Genomic DNA, 21,981 nt, shown 5'->3' on the forward strand with positions numbered 1-21,981 from the left:
ACAGGATTATGGACTTGACTTGTTTTAATCACTTTATCAGTAAAAATTATATTAATAAAATTTGTTACCAAACTTGATTTTTCATTTATACAACCTAACTCTTTTAAGTATAAATTACATATATCAAAAAAATCTATATCTTTCTTTTCTATATAGTTTTCACTTATAGTCCTAGTTATATTAATTCCATTTTCACGTTTTCTATACTTATTGAAATTAAATTCAACTTTCTTATCTCTCTTTTTAAAACGTGTGTTTTTTAATTTAAAATTTACAGTCCCATCCACAAGTGAACAATCTTTGTCGTTTAAAATAGTTTTAAATTTTAATATACCCCTTTTATCATTAAAAACATATATTGTTGGAATAATGACTTCCCTTTCCGAACTAACTATGGGCTCAAAAAAAATTATTTGACTGATTATTACAGCACCCATGAAATCTTCTCTATAGTTAAGCAATGCTTCTTCTAGATATATTTGATAGTTTATTTGTTGTTGTAGTTCTTCTGTATATGCACTTAAATTTGAAGTGGTTATACTTTTTCTTTCACCATTAGGATAAATATAAATAGACGCAATAACATCAGTAAGATTATTAAACAAATTATCATCAATTCTAAATACAAACAAATTTTCAATAAATCCAATTCTTTTATTCATATATACCTCATATTCAAAATTTAATAAGCAATAGTCTGGGAAATAAAAATATCTCTGACTAATTTTTATTATACCAAACTTTATTTTAAAAGAATGAATTTTTAATAGTTACTATATAACCTGATAAGAATATATTTATATATCAATATTCATATCTTCTGAATTAGTGTTTTTTAATATTCCTGCTTCAACGTATTATAAGTCATCTCCGCCACTTTCCCACCTTCCACTTTTGCCAGCAACAAAATCCGGATCGGTGAACCATTTTGAATACAGTCTAATAAAACAGCGTATTCCTCTTTATCGTTTTGATAAATAGCTGTTACTTTTCCTTCACTGCCAAGACCATTGCCAGTTTCAATATCTATCCCGTTCATCTTGATACATTCTTCTGTCATCAAGTCTTTGAGATTTTCATTGCGGTGGTTCAGACTTTTGAAATTGGCGTATGCTTCTCCATATTTTTGTAAAAGTTCCATGTTGTCATTCTCTGTGTGTTTCTCTTCTGATTCTATCGTCTTAGTCTCTTCTTTTGATTCTGTCGTTTCACTGGTTTCTGCTTCTTCTGTTGATTGAATTGTACTAACTCCTACAGCTTCCATTGATCTTGCACTGCTTGTCCTTGTAGGTGTTGTTGATTGACTTTTTTCTTGACCGCAGCCAGTTAATAGTACGATCCCTAGTAGTAGCACAAATAGATAGTAGCGTTTCATTGATTGGCCTGCTTTCTTTTATTTCTTGGTACACGAATCATTTCTTTTGCATAAACGATTTGTGAGAAGCGACCGGCTGAAAACTTGATCTTGTACTCTTTATTATTTAGCGATACGAGATAACCATCTTCAAACCGACGAACGGCAAATTCCTTTTTCTTACAACCAAATTTCTCGCAAATTTGTTTCATTTGTCGTCGATTCAAGCCTGTTTGCAAAAACATGTAGTTCCTCCTTTATTCTTTTCTGATAATACTTGATACACGAGTAAACTCTCTGCCCCATTGTCGCGAATATCTCGCACAAATTTGTCCTTGTCCGGCATTTTGTTCATACGTTGTAAATTTTCCATCGCCTTCAATACTTGCAATAATACCGGTATGTCCGTATGTTCCAGGAGAAAGTGCTTGTCCTGCATACCAATTGATTACATCTCCTGCTTTTAACTCCGAGTATTTTGGATTGAAAATCACCTCCCAATCATACGCTTTCCAGTCGTAATCACTGCCAATCGATTCTGCATACATAAAACCTGACCCCATCAATTGTGGACCGCCAAGCTTTTGTACATAGTAGGCAGTTAAGCCGTAACACTGACCACCATTGATCATTTGACCCATCACGTCTTCCAAAATGTCAATTTTGCCACCACCAATATTGGCGGAACCATTTCCTAGTGACCCTTCAAATAAACGTTGATACCAATTATTTGCACTAGTTTTTCGTTTGTTCTGTTCCACAGGATCATCTTTTGTACCTGCACGTTCCCAGTACTTTAAAATATTAACGGCTAAACTTTCCGTATCTGTACCGGAAGACATATTTTTTAGGAGCGTACTATCTGATCCGTCATGGTACCAAGCAAAGTCCATTTGAATGGCGACTTCTTCCCATTTTCGTTTCTGTTCTTCTGCTCGATTCAATAAATTCACACGTCTACCTGAATCCCATTGTGCTAATCCTATTGCATATCCACCAATTGCTGGATTGTATGCCCAAATCGGATTAAAAGCGAGATCACTTTGGATTCTTGATGGAATCAAGCCACTTTCGTGTTCCATATTGCCAATCCATGCAGCCGCAAATTCTTTTGTTCCTCCTTGTTGCTGAACAAAATTGGCGACTTCCAACGCAACTTCTTCTTGTGGTGTCATTGGATCAAACGTCGAAGTATCACCGTTTTGACTAGAAGAAAAGACACCTAAAAATAAAAGGAAAGGTACTAAGAATACAAAACAGCTACCTATAGCTAGATACGCCTTTTTTTTCATTTTTCACCTCAATTCTAAAAAAAAGAAGACTGATATTTTCACCAGTCTTCTACCTCATGTTGTGTTGATTGTTTTTCTTCATCGATCGAGAAAAATTGTTCTTCTGATTCTGTCCATCCGGTATGTTCCCATTGTTGATTAAAAGATACTTGATTCACTTGATTGACTGGATCATTTACTAGTAGTTCCGGATCATGTTTTTGGTCAAAAAAGGCTTGCTCTTCTTTAGCAAATTGTAATTCATCAAAATTATCAACGGAGACTTCTGTTGCAGCTTCTCCTATTTCTGGTACTTCCGTTACTGGTTCAGGTGCTTCAAAGTCTTGTTCAACTATATCTGATTCTGTTTCGATGGTTTGTTCCATTAGATCATCTCCAAGTTGTGATTCATCGATAACCAATTCATCCGATTCAGTCAACGAATGATCAACTGTTGGATCTTCATCCTGTATTCCAGTTAGGACATCTTCCAATTCAAAATCATCGAACGCTTCTTCTTCCATCTCTTGGAAAAAAACAGGACCATTTTCTAACTCACCTTTCAATGATTCAGTCATTTCTTCCTCTAATTGAACATCATCATACGTTGGTGCTTCTGTTTCTTCTGGATTCTCCGGCTGAAAGAATGATTCCATTCCTTGCTTCAATCCAGAAAAACGTGGATTTGGTTCGGTAAAATGTTCATTTCCTAAATTCATTGCTTTGTCCTGACCGGACATGAGTGTTGAAGCACCTTGTAATGCCATTCCCATATTGCCTGTATAGCCACCAATACCAACTTGGGCTGCGGCAGTTGTTTTTTCGACTATATTTTCTGTTCCTTCTTTGACTTTCTCATTTACTTGCTTTTCAAAAGCCGGTTGCTGAATTTGTCCTTCAGAAAAGAAACTAATGATCCGGTAACGATTCTTCCAAAGATTCTTTAAAAAGATATATTTCACCAAAATCATTAAGACCATTGTTCCTAAAAGAACCATGCCATTTGATAAGACGTTTAAAAGACTTTCATTGATCTGTCCGATTATCCCTAAGAAGGCTTGATCGATTAGTCGATTGACCCAAAATAGGACAGCAATAAACACACCAAAAATGACTGGTAAAAATAAAATACCAATCAATGCTTTAAAGAATTTGAACATCAAGGTTTGACATCTTGGGAAAAAGGAAGCCAAGGCAAAAATTGGAAACACTAGTATCAGTAGGATCACAAGAATCTGAATGACCATCAGCATGATATTAATATAAATCACTGGAAAAGCTAGAATAAATAAATTGGCGATCCCTACCCAAATGGCAAAGCTTTTTTCCATCGTTTTTACACCATCTTGAGAAAAATAAGGATTCACTTTTTCAAGGGAACTAAGATACTCGTCTCTCTCTTTTATAAAATTCGTGCGATCTTCTTCCGATAGATTTGGTGATTCTAATAATTTCTTCTCATCTATCTTGTCCCCATTTGCCATCTTGCCATCTTGCCATCCGATGAACCACTATTTACAAAATTAAATGTTTGTTGCACAGTCGCATCAAACATTGGACTTTGATAGACACCATTTCCTCCTTGATTTGAATCAGAAGAAGTATTCGCCCCTGCGATAAATTGTGATTGGATTACTTTTGTTACCTCGGTAACGGATTTGATAAGAAATGTAGAGGTATTGAAGTTCCCTTGTGCAGTCGGTACTTGTCCAAACCAACCAAAGAAAATGAATGCTACGAATAAATAATGTAGCAAGACCTTCATAAAATTTCGACGATTGGAGAAGAAGTTCGCTAAGAGGTAATAGGCACTAAAGATAACTGCTAAGCCCATTAAACTGCCTGCACCAAAGCCAGTACCGCCAAAATTATTGAGTATTCGTACCGACATATTAAAAACTTCGGTCTGTTTCGCAATGAAAAAATCCGATTGATTGACAATATTTTCGCAAAAGAGAAAGAAGGAAGCACACATTCTTAGAATAAAAAATGGAACGCCTACGAAGAACCAATTGACTACTTGCCAACCTTTGTCTAGTAAACCACCATCTACCATATAAGCATTGTAACTATCAATTAAATACTTCATGCCACTCTCCTTTACACCGCAAAACGATTTTCCATGACAGAAGCATCGGTATCATCCACTGTTTTGAATAATTCCAACCATTCTTCAAAAATCACATGGACCACGACTCGATTGATTTGCCCAAACATATCTTTCAATAAACATTGCCCTTGGACCTTGTTAGAAACCCACCTTGCTTACGTATTGCTGCTCTTAATAATACTTTTATTTTTTCTGAATCAAAATCTACAAAAGATAATTCACTTAACACATGCCGAACCATTTCTTTGTAACGAGCCATATATTCGCCAAATTTGATTTGTTCTCCAAGCTGTTCAAAGTCTGTAATTCAATACCTTTTTATTGCACATACTTACACGTCGTCATGAAATATTTAAATACAATATATTCAAACCATGTTATTATATAGTTTGAGGAGAGTGAAATAATGAAAAAAAATATTTGGTTGTTATTACTTTTGTCAACGATTACTTTATTTGCTGGTTGTTCTAACCAAAGCACCGAGCCAACCACCGAAAAAGATAATAGTTCTACAACGAGTAGTACGGTTGAACAAACAAAAATGTCAAGCAGTGAACCAACTTCTGATCCATCATTAAAAGAATATCCTGCAAGTGAATGGCATCCTGGAAAAATGGATATCCAAGGTATGATTAATGCTACTCAAGGCGATGAAACTAAAGCTTTGCAGGATGCCTCTATGGTTGCGGAATTAAGTTTATCACCTTATTTTTCTGATAATACTGGCACAGCTGAAATTAAGATAACTAAAACAGGAGATAACTTCTATAGTCTGAGCATTACTAATAATTATTTAGAGAGTGAACAAGATTTAGAACGTTTTGAAAAGAACTCAGAGCTTTTGATGGCACAACAACCAGTAAATAAATCAATTAATCTTTATATATTTACTGGAATAGGAATGGGACTGAGTCGCCAAGTGGTTACTAGTTACCAATTAAAAGATGATGGTACTATCGCAAAAATTTAGATCAATCCATCCAGTCTTCGAACTGGATTTTTTTCTCTAAAAATCTTCCAAAATCAGTTGCATCACCTTGCTAGTAATCTTGACCCTTCTAATTAAACTTTTCAATACTATCTCAGCATATAAATATAGAGAAATAGGAAAAAGCAGATTTGTTTCAAATAATGTGTATAATTGTCTTAACTCATCGATGCCCTTTAGAGTTAATTAAAAACTATCTGGATCATTTAAAAATCCGTCTCAACAACCTCATTCATGATCCCCCCTACACAATTATCTCATTCTCTTTTATTTCCCATTCAAACCATTCTCCAAAATCATGCTTAAATACGTTCACGCTATGTTTTCTCGTAAGGCAGCTCCTTCAGCGTCTCTCGGATCTAAATAGGCTGGTTTGTCTTTTGGTCTGGCATGCACGCCGATTCAAGGTGCATAGTCGTCTTCAAAATAACTATCGACGATATAGCCCATTTTATTTGAAAATTATGATTGTTTTCTGTTTCCAACCTTCACTGTTTGGCGGTGTATAATATTTATACTGCTCTACAAAATTTTTAAAATCTTCAACGACCAGGTGAAATTTCTTTCTTAGTTTCATATAGTCAGACCAGACAATTGAATTCCGCCAATTATCTTCTTGTTTCCCAAGAAAAGTTAAAGAGTTGATTTGTTTTATTTCATTGTTGCATTTATCTATTTCAGAAGCTCTTTTCTCAATTATTTTCAAGTATCGTAGGTCAATTTTTACGATTCATCTAACGAATTAACTTTATTCATTGTGGTTAATAAACGAGTAATGACCTTTTCCAATGTTTCTTTCGTCCTAAAAATTTTCCATAAGATTCTCGTATTTCGAAGTATCAGATCTTGCTAATGACATTGCAAACAAAGCAGCAAAACATCTATCAAAGAAAGTCGAATACGTTAGATGTACCGACATCGAGCAGTATATGACTGAGGTTGAAAAAATTGAATTTATTGACTACAAATTCAAAAATAATTTAAATAAATTATTGCTTAAATCAATTAGCAAAGTTCAAGACGAATTTATTATCACGCCAAATCAAAATTTATCAGATGAACATAAGAACTTCACAAAAATGCATGAGATTATTCACTATTACAGGGACTATTCCTATCTTAGTGAATCTCATGCATTTTCTGATTTTATATCTCAAAAAGACTACTTGCCTGAAGATTTTGATAAAGAAGTTGCAGCTGATATTGGAGCAGGGATTTTAATGGCAAATGATCAAGCTTTAAAATACGCACTTAGAAAATTTAAGAAATTTGATAAAATTGGAACCTATTTTGATATGGATAGCTCCACGCTCAAAATAAGGATTATGCATTATATAGAATTTACTGCAGGGTTTTCATATGATAAAACATATAAGTTACTTAAGGATCTTAGTTACAAGAATAAAAATATACAATTATAAGTTAAATACAATATCTTAATTTAAATATTCTTAGATTTTTTCTTCTTCTGCTAAGCGATGATAGTATTTACCAATTGTTGTCAATTCACAAGATTTGCTACGCATAGCAGCATAATACATATGATCTTCCCCAACAGGTCTTACTAAACCACAACTTGTCAGTTTTTGCAATTTTTTAAATAATTTTACATTTTCAGAATTCGCATAAGGTTCAATCACCTCATGTGCATCATCTGTAGTATTTGTTACTTCAAAAGAAGGATTCAATTCTAACGTATGATCCTGATTAAATATTCTTGGTAATTCTCGAAGTAGAGCGATATCTATAGACGAGTTAACTCTTCTAATTATATCAAAAGTAGAGACATTAGATTTAAACACAGGTCTTTGTTCCCATGGGCCCAAGGCTTTATCTATGTATGAATATATACTACCAGGAGTAACATATCCTAGTAAATCTGACGCTCCTCCTTCTAAAGCGCTGATTAAAAGGGCAGTGAAAATACCATGACCAGCAAATTCGATCGAAGGTTCGTCTGCTTTACTAGCAGTAAGTATTGTCACTCCATCAGAAAGACTTGATCTTGTACCATCTCCAGAGAAGTTCCCCATATTTCCAGCAAAACAACAATCCAAAATAATAACTTTATTTTTAATTTTAGACTTATTAGCCCAGTTTAATATATCATCCATACTAACGCCCATATTTCCAGGGGATAGATCTGGTGTTACTAGTGAAGCTAAACCATATTTATCGACGAATCCATGACCAGAAAAATAAAGTAGGGCTGATTCGCAATCCCCTTCGAATAATTCTTGAATCATTATTGTTAGCTTATTTTTGGACTCTATATTTTCCTCCAGATAAACAGTATAATTTATATCACCATTTTTATGACGCTTTAGCATTTCAGCGACATCCCTTGCATCATTCACACAACCTGTTAAACTATATCCTGATTTATATTCATCAATACCTATTACTAAAGCTTTTTTCATATTAAACCCTTCCAATCCATGTTGAAATATTACTCCACGTCCAATCTTTTATTACTATGTTCCTTAATTCTAAAGGTAAAACCATAGATTTATCATCTTTGTATCCCCATATACCTAAAACGGGAATCCCCTCTTCGATAGCACACTTAACTTCCCAAAGCTGACCATCTGCATTTTTAGAATTTTTAGTTATAATAACTATCATTCCATCACATCCCTTTACCCGTGTTCTACAATTTGTTTTCCACATAGTATCCCAAGGTTTCTTAACAGACATATCCGTAAATTCAATTTTGGAACCGCTATTATTTCTTTGTCCTATTAACAAATCTCTCAAATTCCTATCTTCCATTGCAAAACTTGTAAAAATGCGTTTATTCAACATGTTCAATTCCTCCTTACCATGTAATTTTTTAGTACTCTAAAGACACGTCTATGATATCATAATATTATACTTAACAAAAGAACATTTGGGAGTGATTTTTTTATGGATTTATTACTAGAAATGTTAAATAGTTTAATAACGGCAGGGGGGCTAGGATTTATAAATTTATTTATCTTAACAAGACTTGATAAAATAAATATATCTAAAGAAAATAAGGAAGATAAAATTATATTTTTATTACTGTTTTCCATAATTAATTATGGATTATTTTTAATCATTTTAGAATACTTAAAAAAACATCCATTTGTAAGAAATATCGAAATTCCGATAAGTATAATTTTAGTAACAATAATATCAGTAATTTTATCATTCACTCTATTCTCTGGAATATTGACATGGATAAATAAAAAAATAAATAATTTAAGAAACAAAGAAAATTTGTCTTCGTTCGATAGCCGTTCTATAAAAAAAATAGCTTTTGGTTTCGAAACCAATAAACCAATATTCATTTTCACTTTAGACAATCAACTTATTTTTTCAGGACAGTCAGGTTGGTTTTCTGACTTAGACAATTCTGATTTTGAATTAATTACTTATCCATTCAATTCAAAATCAGAATTAGATAATTATGACAAAATAATTGAATATATAACATGTGAGGAAGTAGAAAGTGAAGTATACATTAATATAGATAAAAAGATAAAAATAATAATAATACATTAATTACTTAGGTTTTGGTGGTGTTGCAGTACTTCTGGGTGGGCGTGGGTTTCCTATACTTCTCGTCTCTGAACCTTGCTTGGGATTTGAAGATTTAATAATGGTTGGTTTATTATCACTCATTGTTATTACCTCTTTCTTCGTTATTTAATATTTGCAATTACATTATATAATAAATTACTGGGATTTTCATTTTTCGTAGGACTATTTCTTCAATAAATAATATATTTAACGTTATTATAATTGCCATTTATATTTGGAAGTCACAGTAATAACAGATATGTTCACAAAATGGAATATGGATATAAGCAGAAACCTTATGTTCTGCGGATTTGTTTGTTTCTTTCATTAGTTTTTCTTTCTCCTTACGTCAAAAAGTCGTACCGCTTTTCGACCACTCTTTAAACGGTGTTCAAGTGCCAACTCCTTGAAATAAGCTATCGATTTTCAAAACATGAAAAGCTGTTTTAAAAATCGATTTCTTATTGTCATCGGAGCTAACCGACACTTTCACGACCTCTTATATACGCATACTAAACGTATTTAGCAAACAAATCCATTAAAAAATCCAAGAATCGATTTCTTGGATCAGTTTTTCTTTAGTTGTATTGGAGACTTGGTTGTAAATTTCCAATGTAGTTTTCATGTTGGCATGCCCCACACGTTCCATGATTGCCTTGATTGGCATGCCTGCTTCGGCGAGTAGAGAGATATGGGTGTAGCGGAAGGTGCGGGTTAAACAATAAAATTACTATGATTATCGTTCAAATGATTAGTTCTATATAAGTATGTTTTTTGATTTTAACAGTACTTTGTTTTTAAGAACCGGACTACTTGACTAATTTCTGGATAAATAAAACCGTCTGTTATTCTAGACAGTTCCAATTCTTCTAAGATCTTTCTTTGTTTATTAGGTGGAATTCTAAAGAGAATTTATATTTAAGCGTTTCACTTCTTTTTTATACTATGAATTATATAATTTCGAATTCAATTGATTTTTCAGTTCCCCTACAGTATATGCAGGCCTCTTTCCATGAATCATTGCATGACAATTAGGACAAACAGGCTTCATATCTTCAATTGGATCAATTTCATAAGAATCATCAATTCTACTTAATTCTTTTTCATGATGGACATGAATAAACTCCTTTCCAATTTCTCCATATTTCTCCTCAAAATTAAAATTGCATACTACACAAGTGTAACCATAATGATTTAAGCATGCCTTACGTGCTTTAGGATCTCTTTCATAAACATTGACTTTCTTACTAATTTTTTTGCCTTCTAGAAATTTTAATCTTTCTATTGTTTGATTTTTAACTGTAGATATATCGTTTGATGGTATAATTTTCCATGTTATTGCAGTAGGTGTACCATCTTCGTAATCCATCATAACTCCTAATCCTTTATATTCAAATTTAGGATCATTACTATCTTCTCTAATGAAGATGTGAACTGGAAATTTTCCGCTGATCAACTTTTGTGTTGTTGGAGAATTAATTGTTGTGTTTCTTTTAGTGTACCAATACAGCCTGTTCTCGTCTAAACGATTTCCATAATCATGTCCAGTTCTGCCGGCTGTCGAAATATTAGCAAAAATAAAAAAATCTTCTTCGTGTTGCAAGTAACCAGTACTCCAGATCCCACCAATTTTTTCAGGTTCTATAAAACCTAGCTCTTTACGTATCTCTTTTCTCGTATACTTCTTTCCAATACTAAAATAATGCATAATATTATCTCCGACCTTTAAAATAGATAAAAATTTCTACAACATTGAATGTGTATTTATTTTTATTATATCTTAGATCACAGATTATTTTTAATTTTCATCAGAAAAAGTGTCTTTTACATCATAATCGTATACTAAATACCAGAAAACAGGACTCCGTGCTATTAAAAAAGATTCCCAAGAATACTACTAAATTAAGTAATACATCTTGGAAATCTAATGATTAGATTAGGAATTTTAATTACTAGAATCACAAGTATTGCATTATATCTAGTTTTCATAATGCACATTATCCTAAGTTACGATATCATAGGAGTTCTACTACAAGTAAAACTCAGCAAAAATGCATGAGATTATTCACTTCTATAGGTTTATCCCTTTTTTTGTAAGTCTCATACATTTTTTATACTATTTTTAAATGTGAATATAAAATTCTAGCCTAGAGTGGTTCAAAAAAGTTAATTATCCAATCCAACTAATTTCCGTTGTTTACGATTCGCTTCGTCCGCTACATATTTCATCACCGTTTTAAACTCTTTAGCGGTGGCATTTTCTGATAAGTCAGCAATACTTTTATTATATTTTTTTACTATTTGCTGTACTTGTTCTTTTTCAGTCATGTAATTCCTCCTCCAATTCCTCTGAAGTATATTGTACTGGTAGTACTAAACGAATATTATCTGCCGCATAATGTACTTCAGAAATATTATTTTTGTAGTCTTTGATCATGATATGAAGAACGACTTCAGGATATCTTTCCTTTACTTTTTCTATATTTTCTCTAGACTTGAAAAATGCATTGATAAAAATTTTCTTTGGTACATGACGTCCCTCAGCAACTTCACGTTTTCGAGTAAAATCCCAAGCAGTGTGTGGATCTTGATAAACATAAAAAATCGTCACACGAAAATTATTTTTCAACGCTCTAAGGATATTTTTTTCAGCACTAAGAATAGCAAAAGTAGCATCTAATATAAAAGAATAACCTTTTTCTAATACATATTTTAAGGATTGTTCCACCAACCAAGAAGAAGCTTTCTGAAAAACACTTGAATTCTTCCCATTGTATTCAGGAAATTGTGTTCTAAAGTAGTCAGCATCAATCACAACATGATTATCATAGTTTTCAGCTAAACCTAGTGCCACTTCTGTTTTACCTGCTCCTGGGCTTCCCGCCATAAAAACCGCATCTTTTTCATCATCAGGAATTTTACTCTGAATGATTGCTTCAATAAATTTATCTTTATTTAGCTTTGCATATTCTAAATATTGGTCGTTGCTTTCCAAAAAGTTCACCTTCTCTCATTGTGCTATTTCTATACTTATTATACGATATTTTAAAAAAAGAGATAGCGATAAATCTAATTCTTATAGGAGCTAGTTACAGTAATAACAGATATGCTCGCAAAATGTAATATGGATATAAGCAGAAACCTTATGTTCCGAGGATTTGTTTTTTTCTTTCTTCAGTTTACTTTGAATCGAATCCATTTTGATTGATTATTAATTAGCATATCATTCATAATCTCACTGATTCTCTCCCCTCTTTTGACAGATGTCAAAAACTTTTTTTGTGTATTTTGCGCAATCGCCAATAAAACTTTCTCTGTCTTAATATTTTTTATTCCTTGTTTATTATAACCATTCGCTAAAATGAGGAACTGTCTATGTATATGCTCTTTAAGAGCTACCTTCATTAGTTTCGATTTGCATAAATTAAAGATTGTACTAATGAAAACGTAACAGTATTATGTTTATTGAAATCACAAAAAATCCTATATAGACATAAAACTTACATTTCATTAAATAGATTTTGCTTTTAAGATAGTCTGACCTTGATAAACTTTTCCCAAGGTTTTGTCGTACTAATTTTTTTATTCTCTATAAAAAGCAAATACCCATACTAAAACACATCATACTAAAAAAGCATAAGCTTATCCGAACCATTAAATATATCATTATTTTATACCTAAGACCTTCTATGTATGTAATGTTAAAGGTTTATTCCAAAAGATACCTATTATTTTTCTGATCATTCTAGCTATACCTTCTGTAATAATTCTCTTAACCATGATTCATACTAGTAACAAATAAAATTTTAATCACAAAAAATTTCTAATCTTTAGAACTTTTTTCATAATATACAAAAAATCATGAATTGCCGTTAAACCATAAGCTTAATATAACCTAATAACATCGATATTATTTAAACTAATCATAAAAACTTATTTTGAACGCATAAACGTTAAATTTATCTCAATCAAGTATGATAAAATCAGTAAAACAAAAAAAGCCATACACATATTTCCTGTATGACTTCAGTAACCAATCCATTTTTATCCTTACCAACTAATCCTCTCTGTCTTTTATTCGCTTCATCTGCTACATATTTCATCACAGCATAAAATTCTTTTGCTATGATAATCTCTACTAAATCAACAATACTTTTATTTTACATTTCTTGTACCTTTTCCTTTTCACTTCATAATTGTATTTTTATTTAACTGATTGATAAACTACTTAGGAAAAATAAAAATCAGTTGAACATCCTCCCTCTTTATACTATGTCTATAAAAAGAGGAAATGTTCAACCAACCTTGTTTTTTGGTGCGAAAAAATAGAAGAAATATAAGAAATTTCATGCATCTGTTCTTTTGTCGAAATCACCTATTTAGCAAAGCTCATTAACACCGCCTTTTCAATGGAAAATCAAGCGGTAAAACTTGGTATTTCTGATAAAATGACTACTTATAAATCTTTATCGGGCGGAAATATTTCTAACTCTTTCAACTTTAGCTAGAAAGTAATATAACCAGAAGTTTCAACTGGTTTTTGGATCGCTTGAACTTTTTAATTAATGAAGCAGGACTGTCACATTTGTAACCACACGCACTGTTCGTCCATTTGGATATGACAGCATTAGCTCTAGCTTATGTTGACCAACTTTTGATAGAACTTCAGGATTCAAAATAGTGATTTCAGGACGATCGTTTTCTTCTATATGGGTTTGCTCAACAAAATCAAATGGATCATAAGGTTCTCCTAAAACAATCTCAACCGTCCGGCCAACAGGAAATGCATCTTGTATTGGTATTTGCGTTTCTTTATATTGATCATACAACGTAGAATCGATCAAACTTCTCCAATCCTTTGGCATTTTTTCATACTCTGCTGAGGTCCAATACTCAACATTTAATTGACGATCAGATGTGTCATCACGTGTATTGCCAGAAACATACGTTGACTCTCCTTTAAAACCTTCAGAGGCTTGATTCATGATCAGTAGCTCTCTCCGGCGGTTGGCTGGAATATTGTGATAATTGATAAATTTATTATCAATAAATACTCCATTATATACGTTGTCCTTTCCAGTATGCCGATTATACTCTATCCCGATCGCGTATTTATCCTGCCACTCTTTAAAATCAAACACGTTATTTGCGACTAACCAATTCGATAACTCCGCTACTTGACCTTGAGCAAAACTATCTCCTAATCCAAATTCTGGTGTTTCATACATAATAATACCGGTATTACGTAGATAATTATTCATGATCGTGATGTTACGTCCTGATTTGAATTTAAATCCACCATAAGGTCCATTGTGCAATCCACGAACGTGATTGCCTACAACCTGTACATTTTGGGATCCTCTTAGATAGATGGCATGATCACCTACCACACCATATCGATCCTCGTTCTCGTACATTTGCTGGAAGAAATTATCTTTTATCAAAACATTCTTCGAATTACTATATGAATTGACACCACAAGAAAGATAGTTTTGTTCGTTATGTTCAAGAGACATTTGTTCAGACTCCAACGCAGATTGTAGACGATTGATGGTTTTGATAATCTCAGGATTGCTAAAGCTCTTGATTGCCTCTAACTCATTGATCCGTAATCCAAATAGATTATCTGTGATCTGTACGTTTTCCATATATTCATATCTTCCAACCGTCGAAAAACCACCAATATAGATTGCCCGATTTTCTGTATCTGGCGTGGCATGTTCATGATCTCTCATAAATATATTATTTTGCATGGTCGCCCCATTGGATGTCTGTAGGTTGATCGGATATAAAGACACAGGATGATAAAACACATTATCATTGATGGTAATGTTATTTGCTAAACGCGTAAAAATTCCTACTCCATCAAAAAACAATGAATGAATCTCAATATTGTGGCTTGTCTGGTAATTTTCATCTGACAAATAAACGTTTTGTCCTGTTTCATTTTTCAATATCGTTGGATTCTCTTCTTCTCCTTTGATCTTGAGACCGCTTCTTAACACCACATTTTTATTGATGATATACGTACCAGTTGGAATATATAACTGTTTTGTTAAAGAATTGGTGTGATCAATAATCGTTTGTAATTGATCTGACTGATCTTCTAAACTCTCACGTCGCAACGCGTGCTCCCCAAAAATCGTCGCATCTGTTGCATCTAACCATTCGGTGTGCTGAACCGGAAAAGTTTTTTGGCTCTCTAACTCATTCGGTGCTTCTGCGTTTATATTTGCTGGTATGCTTGTTAAAAACAGAACCACAAAACATAACATCATTTTTAGTTGTCGTTTGTTCATTTGTCTCTCCATTCTTTTTAGCTGTGATTGGCTATCGTTCTAAACATGAAGTATTTTGGTGTTAGGTAACTTTTGTTTCAATACACTATAAAATAACGAACGATATCCATCTGTAGCGTAGCAGATAAATAAATGGTTTGACACTCAATAATTTCATTCACAGGTGAAATTATTGAGTTCTTTCGCAAAAAAATATAGTTGAGTAGCAATTTAACCTTAAAAGACCCGACTAAATTTCTCTAGTCGGGTGACAGTCATATTCGTTATAAATTATCACTTGATGCTGGATAATCCTTTTCTATTTTCTTTATCAATTATCGATGTTATCTTAAACCCTTTTTCACCATACACCCGATGCATCGTCCACTGATCGATAAATGGTACCGTTAGATTCATAACAACAATCGCTACGCCGATACCGCCTGGCAAATCTAAAACGATTCTTAAAACGGCACACAGGACACCACAGCCGATAGCGAAATAATATTTCCCTTTATCGGTTGCAGGTGAAGTCGTATAGTCTGTTACCATGAAAACAGCTGCCATAATCAATGCTCCACTGAGCAAATGGGCTGTAGCAAAGCTAAAATTAAACCCACTATAAATTAAAATCGCTAGATAGAAAGAGCTTAGGGTCAACAGAGGAACGAATGGATGGATGATTTTTCGCACGATCAAATAGCCCCCTGCAATCAATAAGAGCAGTTTACTTGTTTCCCCCATTGGACCGCCTAGATCAATCCCTAAGAAAAGTTTCCACCATTCAGGAGTAGTTGCACTGATTTCTCGAGAAAAATGACCAAGTGCTACAAGTGGCGTCACAGTTGTGATCACATCTGGTCCTGGCGCGATCCAATTGGTGATCCAAGGAGATAAAAAGAGCTTTAGCAGGACTCGTGCTGCTACTGCGGGATTGATCCAATTCCGTCCTAACCCGCCTCCTAGTTGCTTTACAAGGACGATAGCAATAAAATCCCCGACAAGTACTGTCCATAAAGGTGCACTAGTAGGCAATGTCAAAGCTAACAGCCAACCTGTGATCACAGCAGTCAAATCATTCGTGATCGGTTGTTTACTCGCTTTTTGGATAATCGCTTCAAGTAATACACATGTGATGATACTGGTAATGATCATTACTAACGAACGCCAACCAAAAAAATAAATAGCGCCAATCGTTGGAAATATAAGGGCAATCAACACTTGTTTCATTTTCCATTGGCTTGTCCAATCATTACGGATATGCGGACCATTGATCGTTCCGTTTCCTAGATATTTCGTACTCATCCTTTTGCCTCCATGATCTGATTTTTTACCGCTCTGATGTCTTTTAATAAATCGATTTTTGAAGGACAGATAAATGAACAAGCACCACATTCTAAACAATTCAACGCGCCTAACTGTTCGGCTGTCTGAAGATCCTGATGACGGTACGCTTCACTGATCAAGATTGGATGCAGACCGATTGGACAAGCATTCACACACTCGCTACATTTGATACACTTTTGTTCCTCAGGTATCATTGCCTCTGCTTCTGACAATGCTAAAATCAAATTAGTTGTTTTTGTGACTGGTTCATCTAATGATTGGATCAGTTTCCCCATCATCGGCCCACCATTCAATACTTTAAGAGGTGAGGACACAAACCCACCACAAGCATCAATCAATTCCTCTACTGGCGTGCCGATTCGAACACGTAAATTTTTTCCTTCTTTGATTGGTGTACCTGAGACTGTTACTACTCGTTCAAATGATGCGATTTGTTTCAGTACAGCACTAAAAATACTGTGTATCGTCGCTACATTCAATGTGATCACACCGACATCAAAAGGGAGTTTACCTTTAGGTATTTCCTGAGATAATACATGCTTGATCACTAATTTTTCCGCACCTTGAGGATATAGATCGCCTAGGATATGTAACTGGATTCTTGGATCAATCAGATGCTTTCGTAAATGTTCAATCGCTTGTACAGATGATTTTTCGATCGCAATCCTTGCTTTGGGGATTTGATAAGTATCCAAAATGATTTGTATACTCTTCATCATTTGTTCGGTATCTTCAATCAATAGTCTTCTATCACTAGTAATAAAGGGTTCACATTCTGCCGCATTAATGATCAAGGTATGGATCTTTTGTTCTTCTTTAGGTAGTAGCTTTATGTCAGTTGGAAAGCCAGCACCTCCCATCCCTATGATTCCTGCATTCGCTACGATGTTATGTAAATCTTTGTTTTTTGTATGTAATAATTCCATACGATCAGAAAAGTCATTTTCTATAATGACTACCTTAGTTGGCTGCTGATTGATCATACGGTTCTCGATTTTTCTTACGACTCCTGCCACTGAACTATGTACATTGGCAGATATTCGTCCATCTTTTTCACCAATGACTGTTCCAATTGCCACTTTATCGCCTACTTCAACGACAACTTTAGCAGGTTTTCCAAGATGCATAGACATTGGTAAAATAATTTTCTTCGGTAGCGTTAGTTTCTCGATGGCTTTTTGTGCTGTGCTTTTCTTTTTGTCAAGATAAACACCATTCCACCGTTTTTTTACTATTATTTTCATTTTCATTCCCCTAACGATAGATACAAAAGTAATAAATCAAACCGATTGCTACTAAAGCTAACTGCATACCTAATCCGATCCATTCATATTTTTTTCGATAACTAATTTTTTTCATTTCTCCCCCTATGATAACAATTATTTTTTAATATAAAACAGTTGTTTTATTACTATTACAAACCTAACTAAATAGCATATATTTTTATATTTCCATTTATATAGATAAATGGTTAGTAAAAAACCTATTGACTATTTAAATGTATGTGCGAATAAAATAACTGTTTTCCATAAATATAATAACATGATGCAAAGTGATTTAAAAGATTATTTTATAAAAATTTTTATCTTATCTTTTTTACTAAATAACAACAATAAAAAAGATCCCAACTCAAGTGTCGATGTGAGTTGGAATCTTATGGTCGACCGATAGCGAGGAAAGTTCATCGATCCTAGCTTGATCAATTCCTGCTTTCTGAAAAGAATGGCGTAAAACGCAGGGCTCTATCCTGTAATCATATACTTACTCATAGTTACTTCACCACTTGTTTTTTCACATGATGATGATAAGGAGATTGTTCAAGCAACACTTTCCCATGCGAAAAATACAATTCAGCATCCAAACATTGACTGTCTTTAAGTAAATCGATCAACGCATTTCCTAATTTGATCACTGCAATACGATCAAAAGCGGTGATCATCGACTGGCCAATTGCTAAATTATCTAATACGATGCTTCGGTAGTCTGATAACGTCGGACAAAATGTTTCAACAAAAGATTCGATTGAACTAACTGAACGGTTCAATAAAAAGTACATGGGATGACTATTCATATGTTTCAAAAGATATTTTTTGTTATTCGTTAAATCAAGTTGATTCGCAATACAAACATCGATTTCATTTGTCAAAGATAATTCTCTTGTCACTTTGCCTGTGATGGTATCGTCAATTTGGATGAAGGTTACTTTTTGATGGGAATGTCCAGTATCAACGATTCGATCAATCACTTTTGTTACTCCGTTGATAAATGTATCTGATCCTACTGTATAGTCACCACTTGGGTAATCAAGATAGTTAGATACTGGTACAGTGACTACCGAAAGCCCTTGGCTACGTAGCACATTTGCAAATTCGACACTCGAAGTACCACCTAAGACTATGAAACAGTCGTAATTTTCCTCTTTCATTGATTGAATAAATTGATCCTTAACATAATCCGTTTCTGTACATAAATAGGAACAATCAAATAAACGCCAGTTATTTGTCTTTTGATCAAGTTTCGTTTGAGTATATTGTTCTTCAAAGTAATTGATTGCGAATAATTCGATTTCTTGTTCAGGTATGGAAAGCACAAGCTGTTCCACTAGCCCCTCTCCCCCTTTTACATATCCTTCTATTGATAAAATCCCAAATTTTTTCGCCATATTCATTTTCCCCTCACTATATTCGTCCATTGATTTTTAATGCTAAGTCAGTTCCGCTACCTATCTTCACCAGTAATCTTCATTTCTCATGTCGAGCAAATAAATAGCAGCCGGATGTAACCGGTATCATTCCGCAATAAAAATTTTTATAAAAATTACTTAATCTTTCGATTTTCATACGATACAGCTAGTATCTTTCCGCTATTTCTATTTAAGTAAAATATACCATATTTATCCCAATATAGCATAGAGGTTTTTTCATTGATAGAAAAAAGCATAGTAACACTACTTTTCGTTTACCACCAATCAGTTTTTTTATGTCTTTGTCTCCCATCGTTAGCAAGAAAGCAATGATTCTATATAGCCAAGTTCAATGGTGATCATCGAACCTCACTATATATATCTCTTTATACAAAATAAATAGACCGCAAGTATGACTTGCGATCTATTTTATCGTTCGATAACTCAAAATAAAACAGCTTTAAGCTTTTTTGCACCTTCAGCTGTAACAGGCATACTTTCTTGGTAGCAAACAATTAGAGCTGTTTGATGTTGAATCATCAAACATAGAGTTAGATCATGTGACTTTCATTTAACAAACGATCGATCGGTTCGATAAATCTGTTAAAAAATTTTCAATAAATAAATCAGTTACTTCTTTTGTATGTCCATTTGCTTGTTTGAACTTTTCTTTCACTTTTTGTTTAATTTCTTGGAGGGTCTGTTCCTTTTTCAGAAGCTCGAAGATATACGTCGCTACTTCATCCTCCAATAGCAGGATTCCATCATCTGATGACAAGTAGATTATTTTTCCTAGTTTTTCATAAGCGATTGTTTTGCTCAATTTCATTTATTTTTCCTCCTTGCATATAACACGGTAACCAATATTTCTTATATTGCTCGATTTCTTTTGACAGTATGTATTCGAATTTATTTGTTTTCTGAAGCTTACTTTACTTGAACTGTCTTTTCATAAGTACTAAATATTACTCGTTCTTGTTTTCAAAGATAATAGTCTTACTATTCTTGTTGGGTGATTGATTCCTTCATTTATTTCACATAATAGAAAAGTCAAAACCGAATAAGTAATAGTTCTCATCTCAGGATGTTATGTAAAAACATAAGATTTCCTATATAGATCAGGCGTGTCCTTACTATCTACTCTTTGTCCTCGTTGATTTTTAATTAATCATTGTGAGGCAAATCATAGACGAAATAATTTGCCTCACAAAAAAGGGAATTTTTAGGAAACTAAAGTTAGTCTATATAAAAAAGGGGAGTTTTTTAGTGTGCTAACTTTGTTTCTACCATAAAAAAGAACGGTGTAAGCTTTGGTCCATTTGTTAAGCATCTAGAGCAATCACATGACGTTACTTGGGTATAACAGTCATTCGATTTTCTGAGATACCTTTCTCAGTTCCTTTTGGCTAACTATCACTGTCCTCCTCTCTAGTATTTAGGAAAAATTTTCTCTTTTTTTTCTAACATTAGTATAACGCGATTAATACAAAAGTCAATATATTTGTTAGGAAAATATAGGAATAAATTTATTTCTCTTAATTATTTCACCTTAGATGTTTTCATCGATCGTAGGATTTATGCCATCATACTGAAAAGTAACTGACCATTCGATTTTGAAATATTTTCGAGTTCCAAAGTAATGTCTAGAAAAAATTTTTCGATGATTGACGTTGGACTTGATATTTAAATTGTTGATATTCTTGCAAATTTTTAAAAACATAACAATAATCTTCAAAACATATGGTCTTAATGCTTTATATTGAGTATAATAATTTGAAAGATAACCTTAATTTTTCTCTATTTATTTATCATATCAAACTACCTTTTATATAATTGATAGGGAAGTAATAACATCAATAATTATTTATTTAACACATACTTGGCGATAGTTTTTTGTTTCTATCATTCAAGAAAATGGGGGAGGCAAACTGATGAAAAATTATTATTCAGTCAATGAACTTGCAGAAATTCTAGGAGTAACCACTCGTTCTGTACGGAACTATTTACGCGAAGGGAAACTACATGGAATAAAAGTTGGAGGAAAATGGAAGTTTTCAGAAGAAAATCTGTCAGAGTTTCTACAGTTCTCCCTTAAAACTAAACCAAGCTTCATGGAGTCTGATCAACCAATAAAAAGTGCAGTAGTCCTGAAATTCTACCTTCAATACGAAACTTTGGAATCTTTGCATCAATTTAGAGATTGTATGATCAGCTATCATCAAGACGTTTATTCAAATAAAAAAGATCGTTACTTTTTTTATAATGTTTTAGATGATACATGTGCGGAATTTATTATTAGTGGAAATTTCAACTATGTTCAAAGTTTCGGTACATGGTTCAACGAAGCTGTTTCAAAACAAACCGATATTTCGTTGACCACCCCAAAATAAAGCAGTGTAAGACA

Annotated in this window: 20 protein-coding genes and 2 pseudogenes; 4 read left to right on the forward strand and 18 right to left on the reverse strand. The window is 33.3% G+C overall.

Annotation, left to right across the window (positions count from 1 at the left end; all coding sequences use genetic code 11):
- The 7 genes and pseudogenes from CUS89_RS11895 to CUS89_RS11920 all read right to left on the reverse strand — a co-directional run.
- The coding region (locus CUS89_RS11895; protein WP_146103417.1) for a hypothetical protein at window positions 1–662 on the reverse strand (662 nt) is incomplete at its 3' end.
- 173 nt (window positions 663–835) lie between these two features.
- The gene (locus CUS89_RS11900; protein WP_104872288.1) at window positions 836–1,375 is read right to left on the reverse strand and encodes an EF0163 family protein; all 540 of its coding nucleotides are present in this window, start codon (window positions 1,373–1,375) and stop codon (window positions 836–838) included.
- Window positions 1,372–1,599 (reverse strand): hypothetical protein, encoded by a 228-nt coding sequence (locus tag CUS89_RS11905; RefSeq protein ID WP_104872289.1) that lies wholly within the window; start codon window positions 1,597–1,599, stop codon window positions 1,372–1,374. The genes CUS89_RS11900 and CUS89_RS11905 overlap by 4 nt, the downstream gene beginning before the upstream one ends.
- A gap of 12 nt (window positions 1,600–1,611) precedes the next feature.
- Window positions 1,612–2,646 carry a phage tail tip lysozyme gene (locus CUS89_RS11910; RefSeq protein ID WP_104872290.1) on the reverse strand — a complete coding sequence of 345 codons (1,035 nt, stop codon included), beginning with the start codon at window positions 2,644–2,646 and terminating at the stop codon, window positions 1,612–1,614.
- Between the two features lie 38 nt (window positions 2,647–2,684).
- Window positions 2,685–4,109: a hypothetical protein gene (locus CUS89_RS11915; RefSeq protein ID WP_308726892.1), complete on the reverse strand. Its 1,425-nt coding sequence runs from the start codon at window positions 4,107–4,109 to the stop codon at window positions 2,685–2,687.
- On the reverse strand, window positions 4,088–4,714 hold the full coding sequence (locus CUS89_RS16535; RefSeq protein WP_308726893.1) for a hypothetical protein: 627 nt from the start codon (window positions 4,712–4,714) through the stop codon (window positions 4,088–4,090). The genes CUS89_RS11915 and CUS89_RS16535 overlap by 22 nt, the downstream gene beginning before the upstream one ends.
- 11 nt (window positions 4,715–4,725) lie before the next feature.
- A pseudogene (locus CUS89_RS11920) lies at window positions 4,726–4,887 on the reverse strand (ATP-binding protein); the annotation flags it as partial.
- 254 nt (window positions 4,888–5,141) lie between these two features.
- Between CUS89_RS11920 and CUS89_RS11925 the strand changes: the two are divergent.
- Together CUS89_RS11925 and CUS89_RS11940 are read left to right on the forward strand one after the other, a co-directional pair.
- On the forward strand, window positions 5,142–5,705 hold the full coding sequence (locus CUS89_RS11925) for a hypothetical protein (RefSeq protein WP_104872291.1): 564 nt from the start codon (window positions 5,142–5,144) through the stop codon (window positions 5,703–5,705).
- 947 nt (window positions 5,706–6,652) lie between these two features.
- On the forward strand, window positions 6,653–7,144 hold the full coding sequence (locus CUS89_RS11940; RefSeq protein WP_258082420.1) for an ImmA/IrrE family metallo-endopeptidase: 492 nt from the start codon (window positions 6,653–6,655) through the stop codon (window positions 7,142–7,144).
- 30 nt (window positions 7,145–7,174) lie between these two features.
- Here the strand turns inward: CUS89_RS11940 and CUS89_RS11945 are convergent, their stop codons facing one another.
- Together CUS89_RS11945 and CUS89_RS11950 are read right to left on the reverse strand one after the other, a co-directional pair.
- Window positions 7,175–8,143: a caspase family protein gene (locus CUS89_RS11945; protein WP_104872293.1), complete on the reverse strand. Its 969-nt coding sequence runs from the start codon at window positions 8,141–8,143 to the stop codon at window positions 7,175–7,177.
- Window position 8,144: 1 nt separating this feature from the next.
- On the reverse strand, window positions 8,145–8,528 hold the full coding sequence (locus CUS89_RS11950; protein WP_104872294.1) for a TIR domain-containing protein: 384 nt from the start codon (window positions 8,526–8,528) through the stop codon (window positions 8,145–8,147).
- Window positions 8,529–8,630: 102 nt separating this feature from the next.
- Here CUS89_RS11950 and CUS89_RS11955 point away from each other — a divergent pair, with 102 nt between their 5' ends.
- Window positions 8,631–9,251, forward strand: a complete 621-nt coding sequence (locus tag CUS89_RS11955; RefSeq protein WP_104872295.1) for a hypothetical protein — start codon at window positions 8,631–8,633, stop codon at window positions 9,249–9,251.
- A gap of 556 nt (window positions 9,252–9,807) precedes the next feature.
- On the opposite strand, the pseudogene CUS89_RS11960 reads toward CUS89_RS11955, so the two are convergent.
- The 9 genes and pseudogenes from CUS89_RS11960 to CUS89_RS12010 all read right to left on the reverse strand — a co-directional run.
- Window positions 9,808–9,966: pseudogene (locus CUS89_RS11960) on the reverse strand (tyrosine-type recombinase/integrase); the annotation flags it as partial.
- Between the two features lie 246 nt (window positions 9,967–10,212).
- Window positions 10,213–10,977, reverse strand: coding sequence for a DUF3427 domain-containing protein (locus CUS89_RS11965; RefSeq protein ID WP_104872296.1), 765 nt, complete (start codon window positions 10,975–10,977; stop codon window positions 10,213–10,215).
- Between the two features lie 458 nt (window positions 10,978–11,435).
- Window positions 11,436–11,597: a hypothetical protein gene (locus tag CUS89_RS11970; protein WP_104872297.1), complete on the reverse strand. Its 162-nt coding sequence runs from the start codon at window positions 11,595–11,597 to the stop codon at window positions 11,436–11,438.
- Window positions 11,590–12,264, reverse strand: a complete 675-nt coding sequence (locus CUS89_RS11975; protein ID WP_019724287.1) for a zeta toxin family protein — start codon at window positions 12,262–12,264, stop codon at window positions 11,590–11,592. Before CUS89_RS11975 ends, CUS89_RS11970 begins: the two co-directional genes overlap by 8 nt.
- Window positions 12,265–13,831: 1,567 nt before the next feature.
- Entirely contained in the window at window positions 13,832–15,568 is a 1,737-nt protein-coding gene (locus CUS89_RS11990) for a glycosyl hydrolase family 28-related protein (RefSeq protein WP_181055364.1), read from the reverse strand.
- A 273-nt stretch (window positions 15,569–15,841) separates the two neighbouring features.
- Window positions 15,842–16,852 (reverse strand): RnfABCDGE type electron transport complex subunit D, encoded by a 1,011-nt coding sequence (locus CUS89_RS11995; RefSeq protein WP_104872300.1) that lies wholly within the window; start codon window positions 16,850–16,852, stop codon window positions 15,842–15,844.
- Window positions 16,849–18,138 carry an electron transport complex subunit RsxC gene (gene rsxC, locus CUS89_RS12000; protein ID WP_104872301.1) on the reverse strand — a complete coding sequence of 430 codons (1,290 nt, stop codon included), beginning with the start codon at window positions 18,136–18,138 and terminating at the stop codon, window positions 16,849–16,851. The genes CUS89_RS11995 and rsxC overlap by 4 nt, the downstream gene beginning before the upstream one ends.
- A 527-nt stretch (window positions 18,139–18,665) precedes the next feature.
- Complete coding sequence (locus CUS89_RS12005; protein ID WP_019724035.1) at window positions 18,666–19,556, reverse strand: 6-phosphofructokinase; 891 nt, start codon at window positions 19,554–19,556, stop codon at window positions 18,666–18,668.
- Window positions 19,557–20,148: 592 nt separating this feature from the next.
- The gene (locus tag CUS89_RS12010) at window positions 20,149–20,406 is read right to left on the reverse strand and encodes a PqqD family peptide modification chaperone (RefSeq protein ID WP_019724034.1); all 258 of its coding nucleotides are present in this window, start codon (window positions 20,404–20,406) and stop codon (window positions 20,149–20,151) included.
- A 1,102-nt stretch (window positions 20,407–21,508) separates the two neighbouring features.
- On the opposite strand from CUS89_RS12010, the gene CUS89_RS12015 reads away from it, so the two are divergent.
- The gene (locus CUS89_RS12015; protein ID WP_029594287.1) at window positions 21,509–21,967 is read left to right on the forward strand and encodes a helix-turn-helix domain-containing protein; all 459 of its coding nucleotides are present in this window, start codon (window positions 21,509–21,511) and stop codon (window positions 21,965–21,967) included.
- The last annotated feature ends 14 nt before the right edge of the window (window positions 21,968–21,981 follow it).

The sequence above is a fragment of the Enterococcus mundtii genome (genome assembly GCF_002947535.1).
In the GTDB taxonomy this organism is placed as follows: Bacteria; Bacillota; Bacilli; order Lactobacillales; family Enterococcaceae; genus Enterococcus_B; species Enterococcus_B mundtii_B.

Bases quoted from the DNA above. Each gene is read 5' to 3' on its own strand.
- CUS89_RS11900 (WP_104872288.1), bottom strand. From the start codon at position 1,375: ATGAAACGCTACTATCTATTTGTGCTACTACTAGGGATCGTACTATTA.
- CUS89_RS11905 (WP_104872289.1), bottom strand. From the start codon at position 1,599: ATGTTTTTGCAAACAGGCTTGAATCGACGACAAATGAAACAAATTTGC.
- CUS89_RS11910 (WP_104872290.1), bottom strand. From the start codon at position 2,646: ATGAAAAAAAAGGCGTATCTAGCTATAGGTAGCTGTTTTGTATTCTTA.
- CUS89_RS11915 (WP_308726892.1), bottom strand. From the start codon at position 4,109: ATGGCAAATGGGGACAAGATAGATGAGAAGAAATTATTAGAATCACCA.
- CUS89_RS16535 (WP_308726893.1), bottom strand. From the start codon at position 4,714: ATGAAGTATTTAATTGATAGTTACAATGCTTATATGGTAGATGGTGGT.
- CUS89_RS11925 (WP_104872291.1), top strand. From the start codon at position 5,142: ATGAAAAAAAATATTTGGTTGTTATTACTTTTGTCAACGATTACTTTA.
- CUS89_RS11940 (WP_258082420.1), top strand. From the start codon at position 6,653: ATGACTGAGGTTGAAAAAATTGAATTTATTGACTACAAATTCAAAAAT.
- CUS89_RS11945 (WP_104872293.1), bottom strand. From the start codon at position 8,143: ATGAAAAAAGCTTTAGTAATAGGTATTGATGAATATAAATCAGGATAT.
- CUS89_RS11950 (WP_104872294.1), bottom strand. From the start codon at position 8,528: ATGTTGAATAAACGCATTTTTACAAGTTTTGCAATGGAAGATAGGAAT.
- CUS89_RS11955 (WP_104872295.1), top strand. From the start codon at position 8,631: ATGGATTTATTACTAGAAATGTTAAATAGTTTAATAACGGCAGGGGGG.
- CUS89_RS11965 (WP_104872296.1), bottom strand. From the start codon at position 10,977: ATGCATTATTTTAGTATTGGAAAGAAGTATACGAGAAAAGAGATACGT.
- CUS89_RS11970 (WP_104872297.1), bottom strand. From the start codon at position 11,597: ATGACTGAAAAAGAACAAGTACAGCAAATAGTAAAAAAATATAATAAA.
- CUS89_RS11990 (WP_181055364.1), bottom strand. From the start codon at position 15,568: ATGAACAAACGACAACTAAAAATGATGTTATGTTTTGTGGTTCTGTTT.
- CUS89_RS11995 (WP_104872300.1), bottom strand. From the start codon at position 16,852: ATGAGTACGAAATATCTAGGAAACGGAACGATCAATGGTCCGCATATC.
- rsxC (WP_104872301.1), bottom strand. From the start codon at position 18,138: ATGAAAATAATAGTAAAAAAACGGTGGAATGGTGTTTATCTTGACAAA.
- CUS89_RS12005 (WP_019724035.1), bottom strand. From the start codon at position 19,556: ATGGCGAAAAAATTTGGGATTTTATCAATAGAAGGATATGTAAAAGGG.
- CUS89_RS12010 (WP_019724034.1), bottom strand. From the start codon at position 20,406: ATGAAATTGAGCAAAACAATCGCTTATGAAAAACTAGGAAAAATAATC.
- CUS89_RS12015 (WP_029594287.1), top strand. From the start codon at position 21,509: ATGAAAAATTATTATTCAGTCAATGAACTTGCAGAAATTCTAGGAGTA.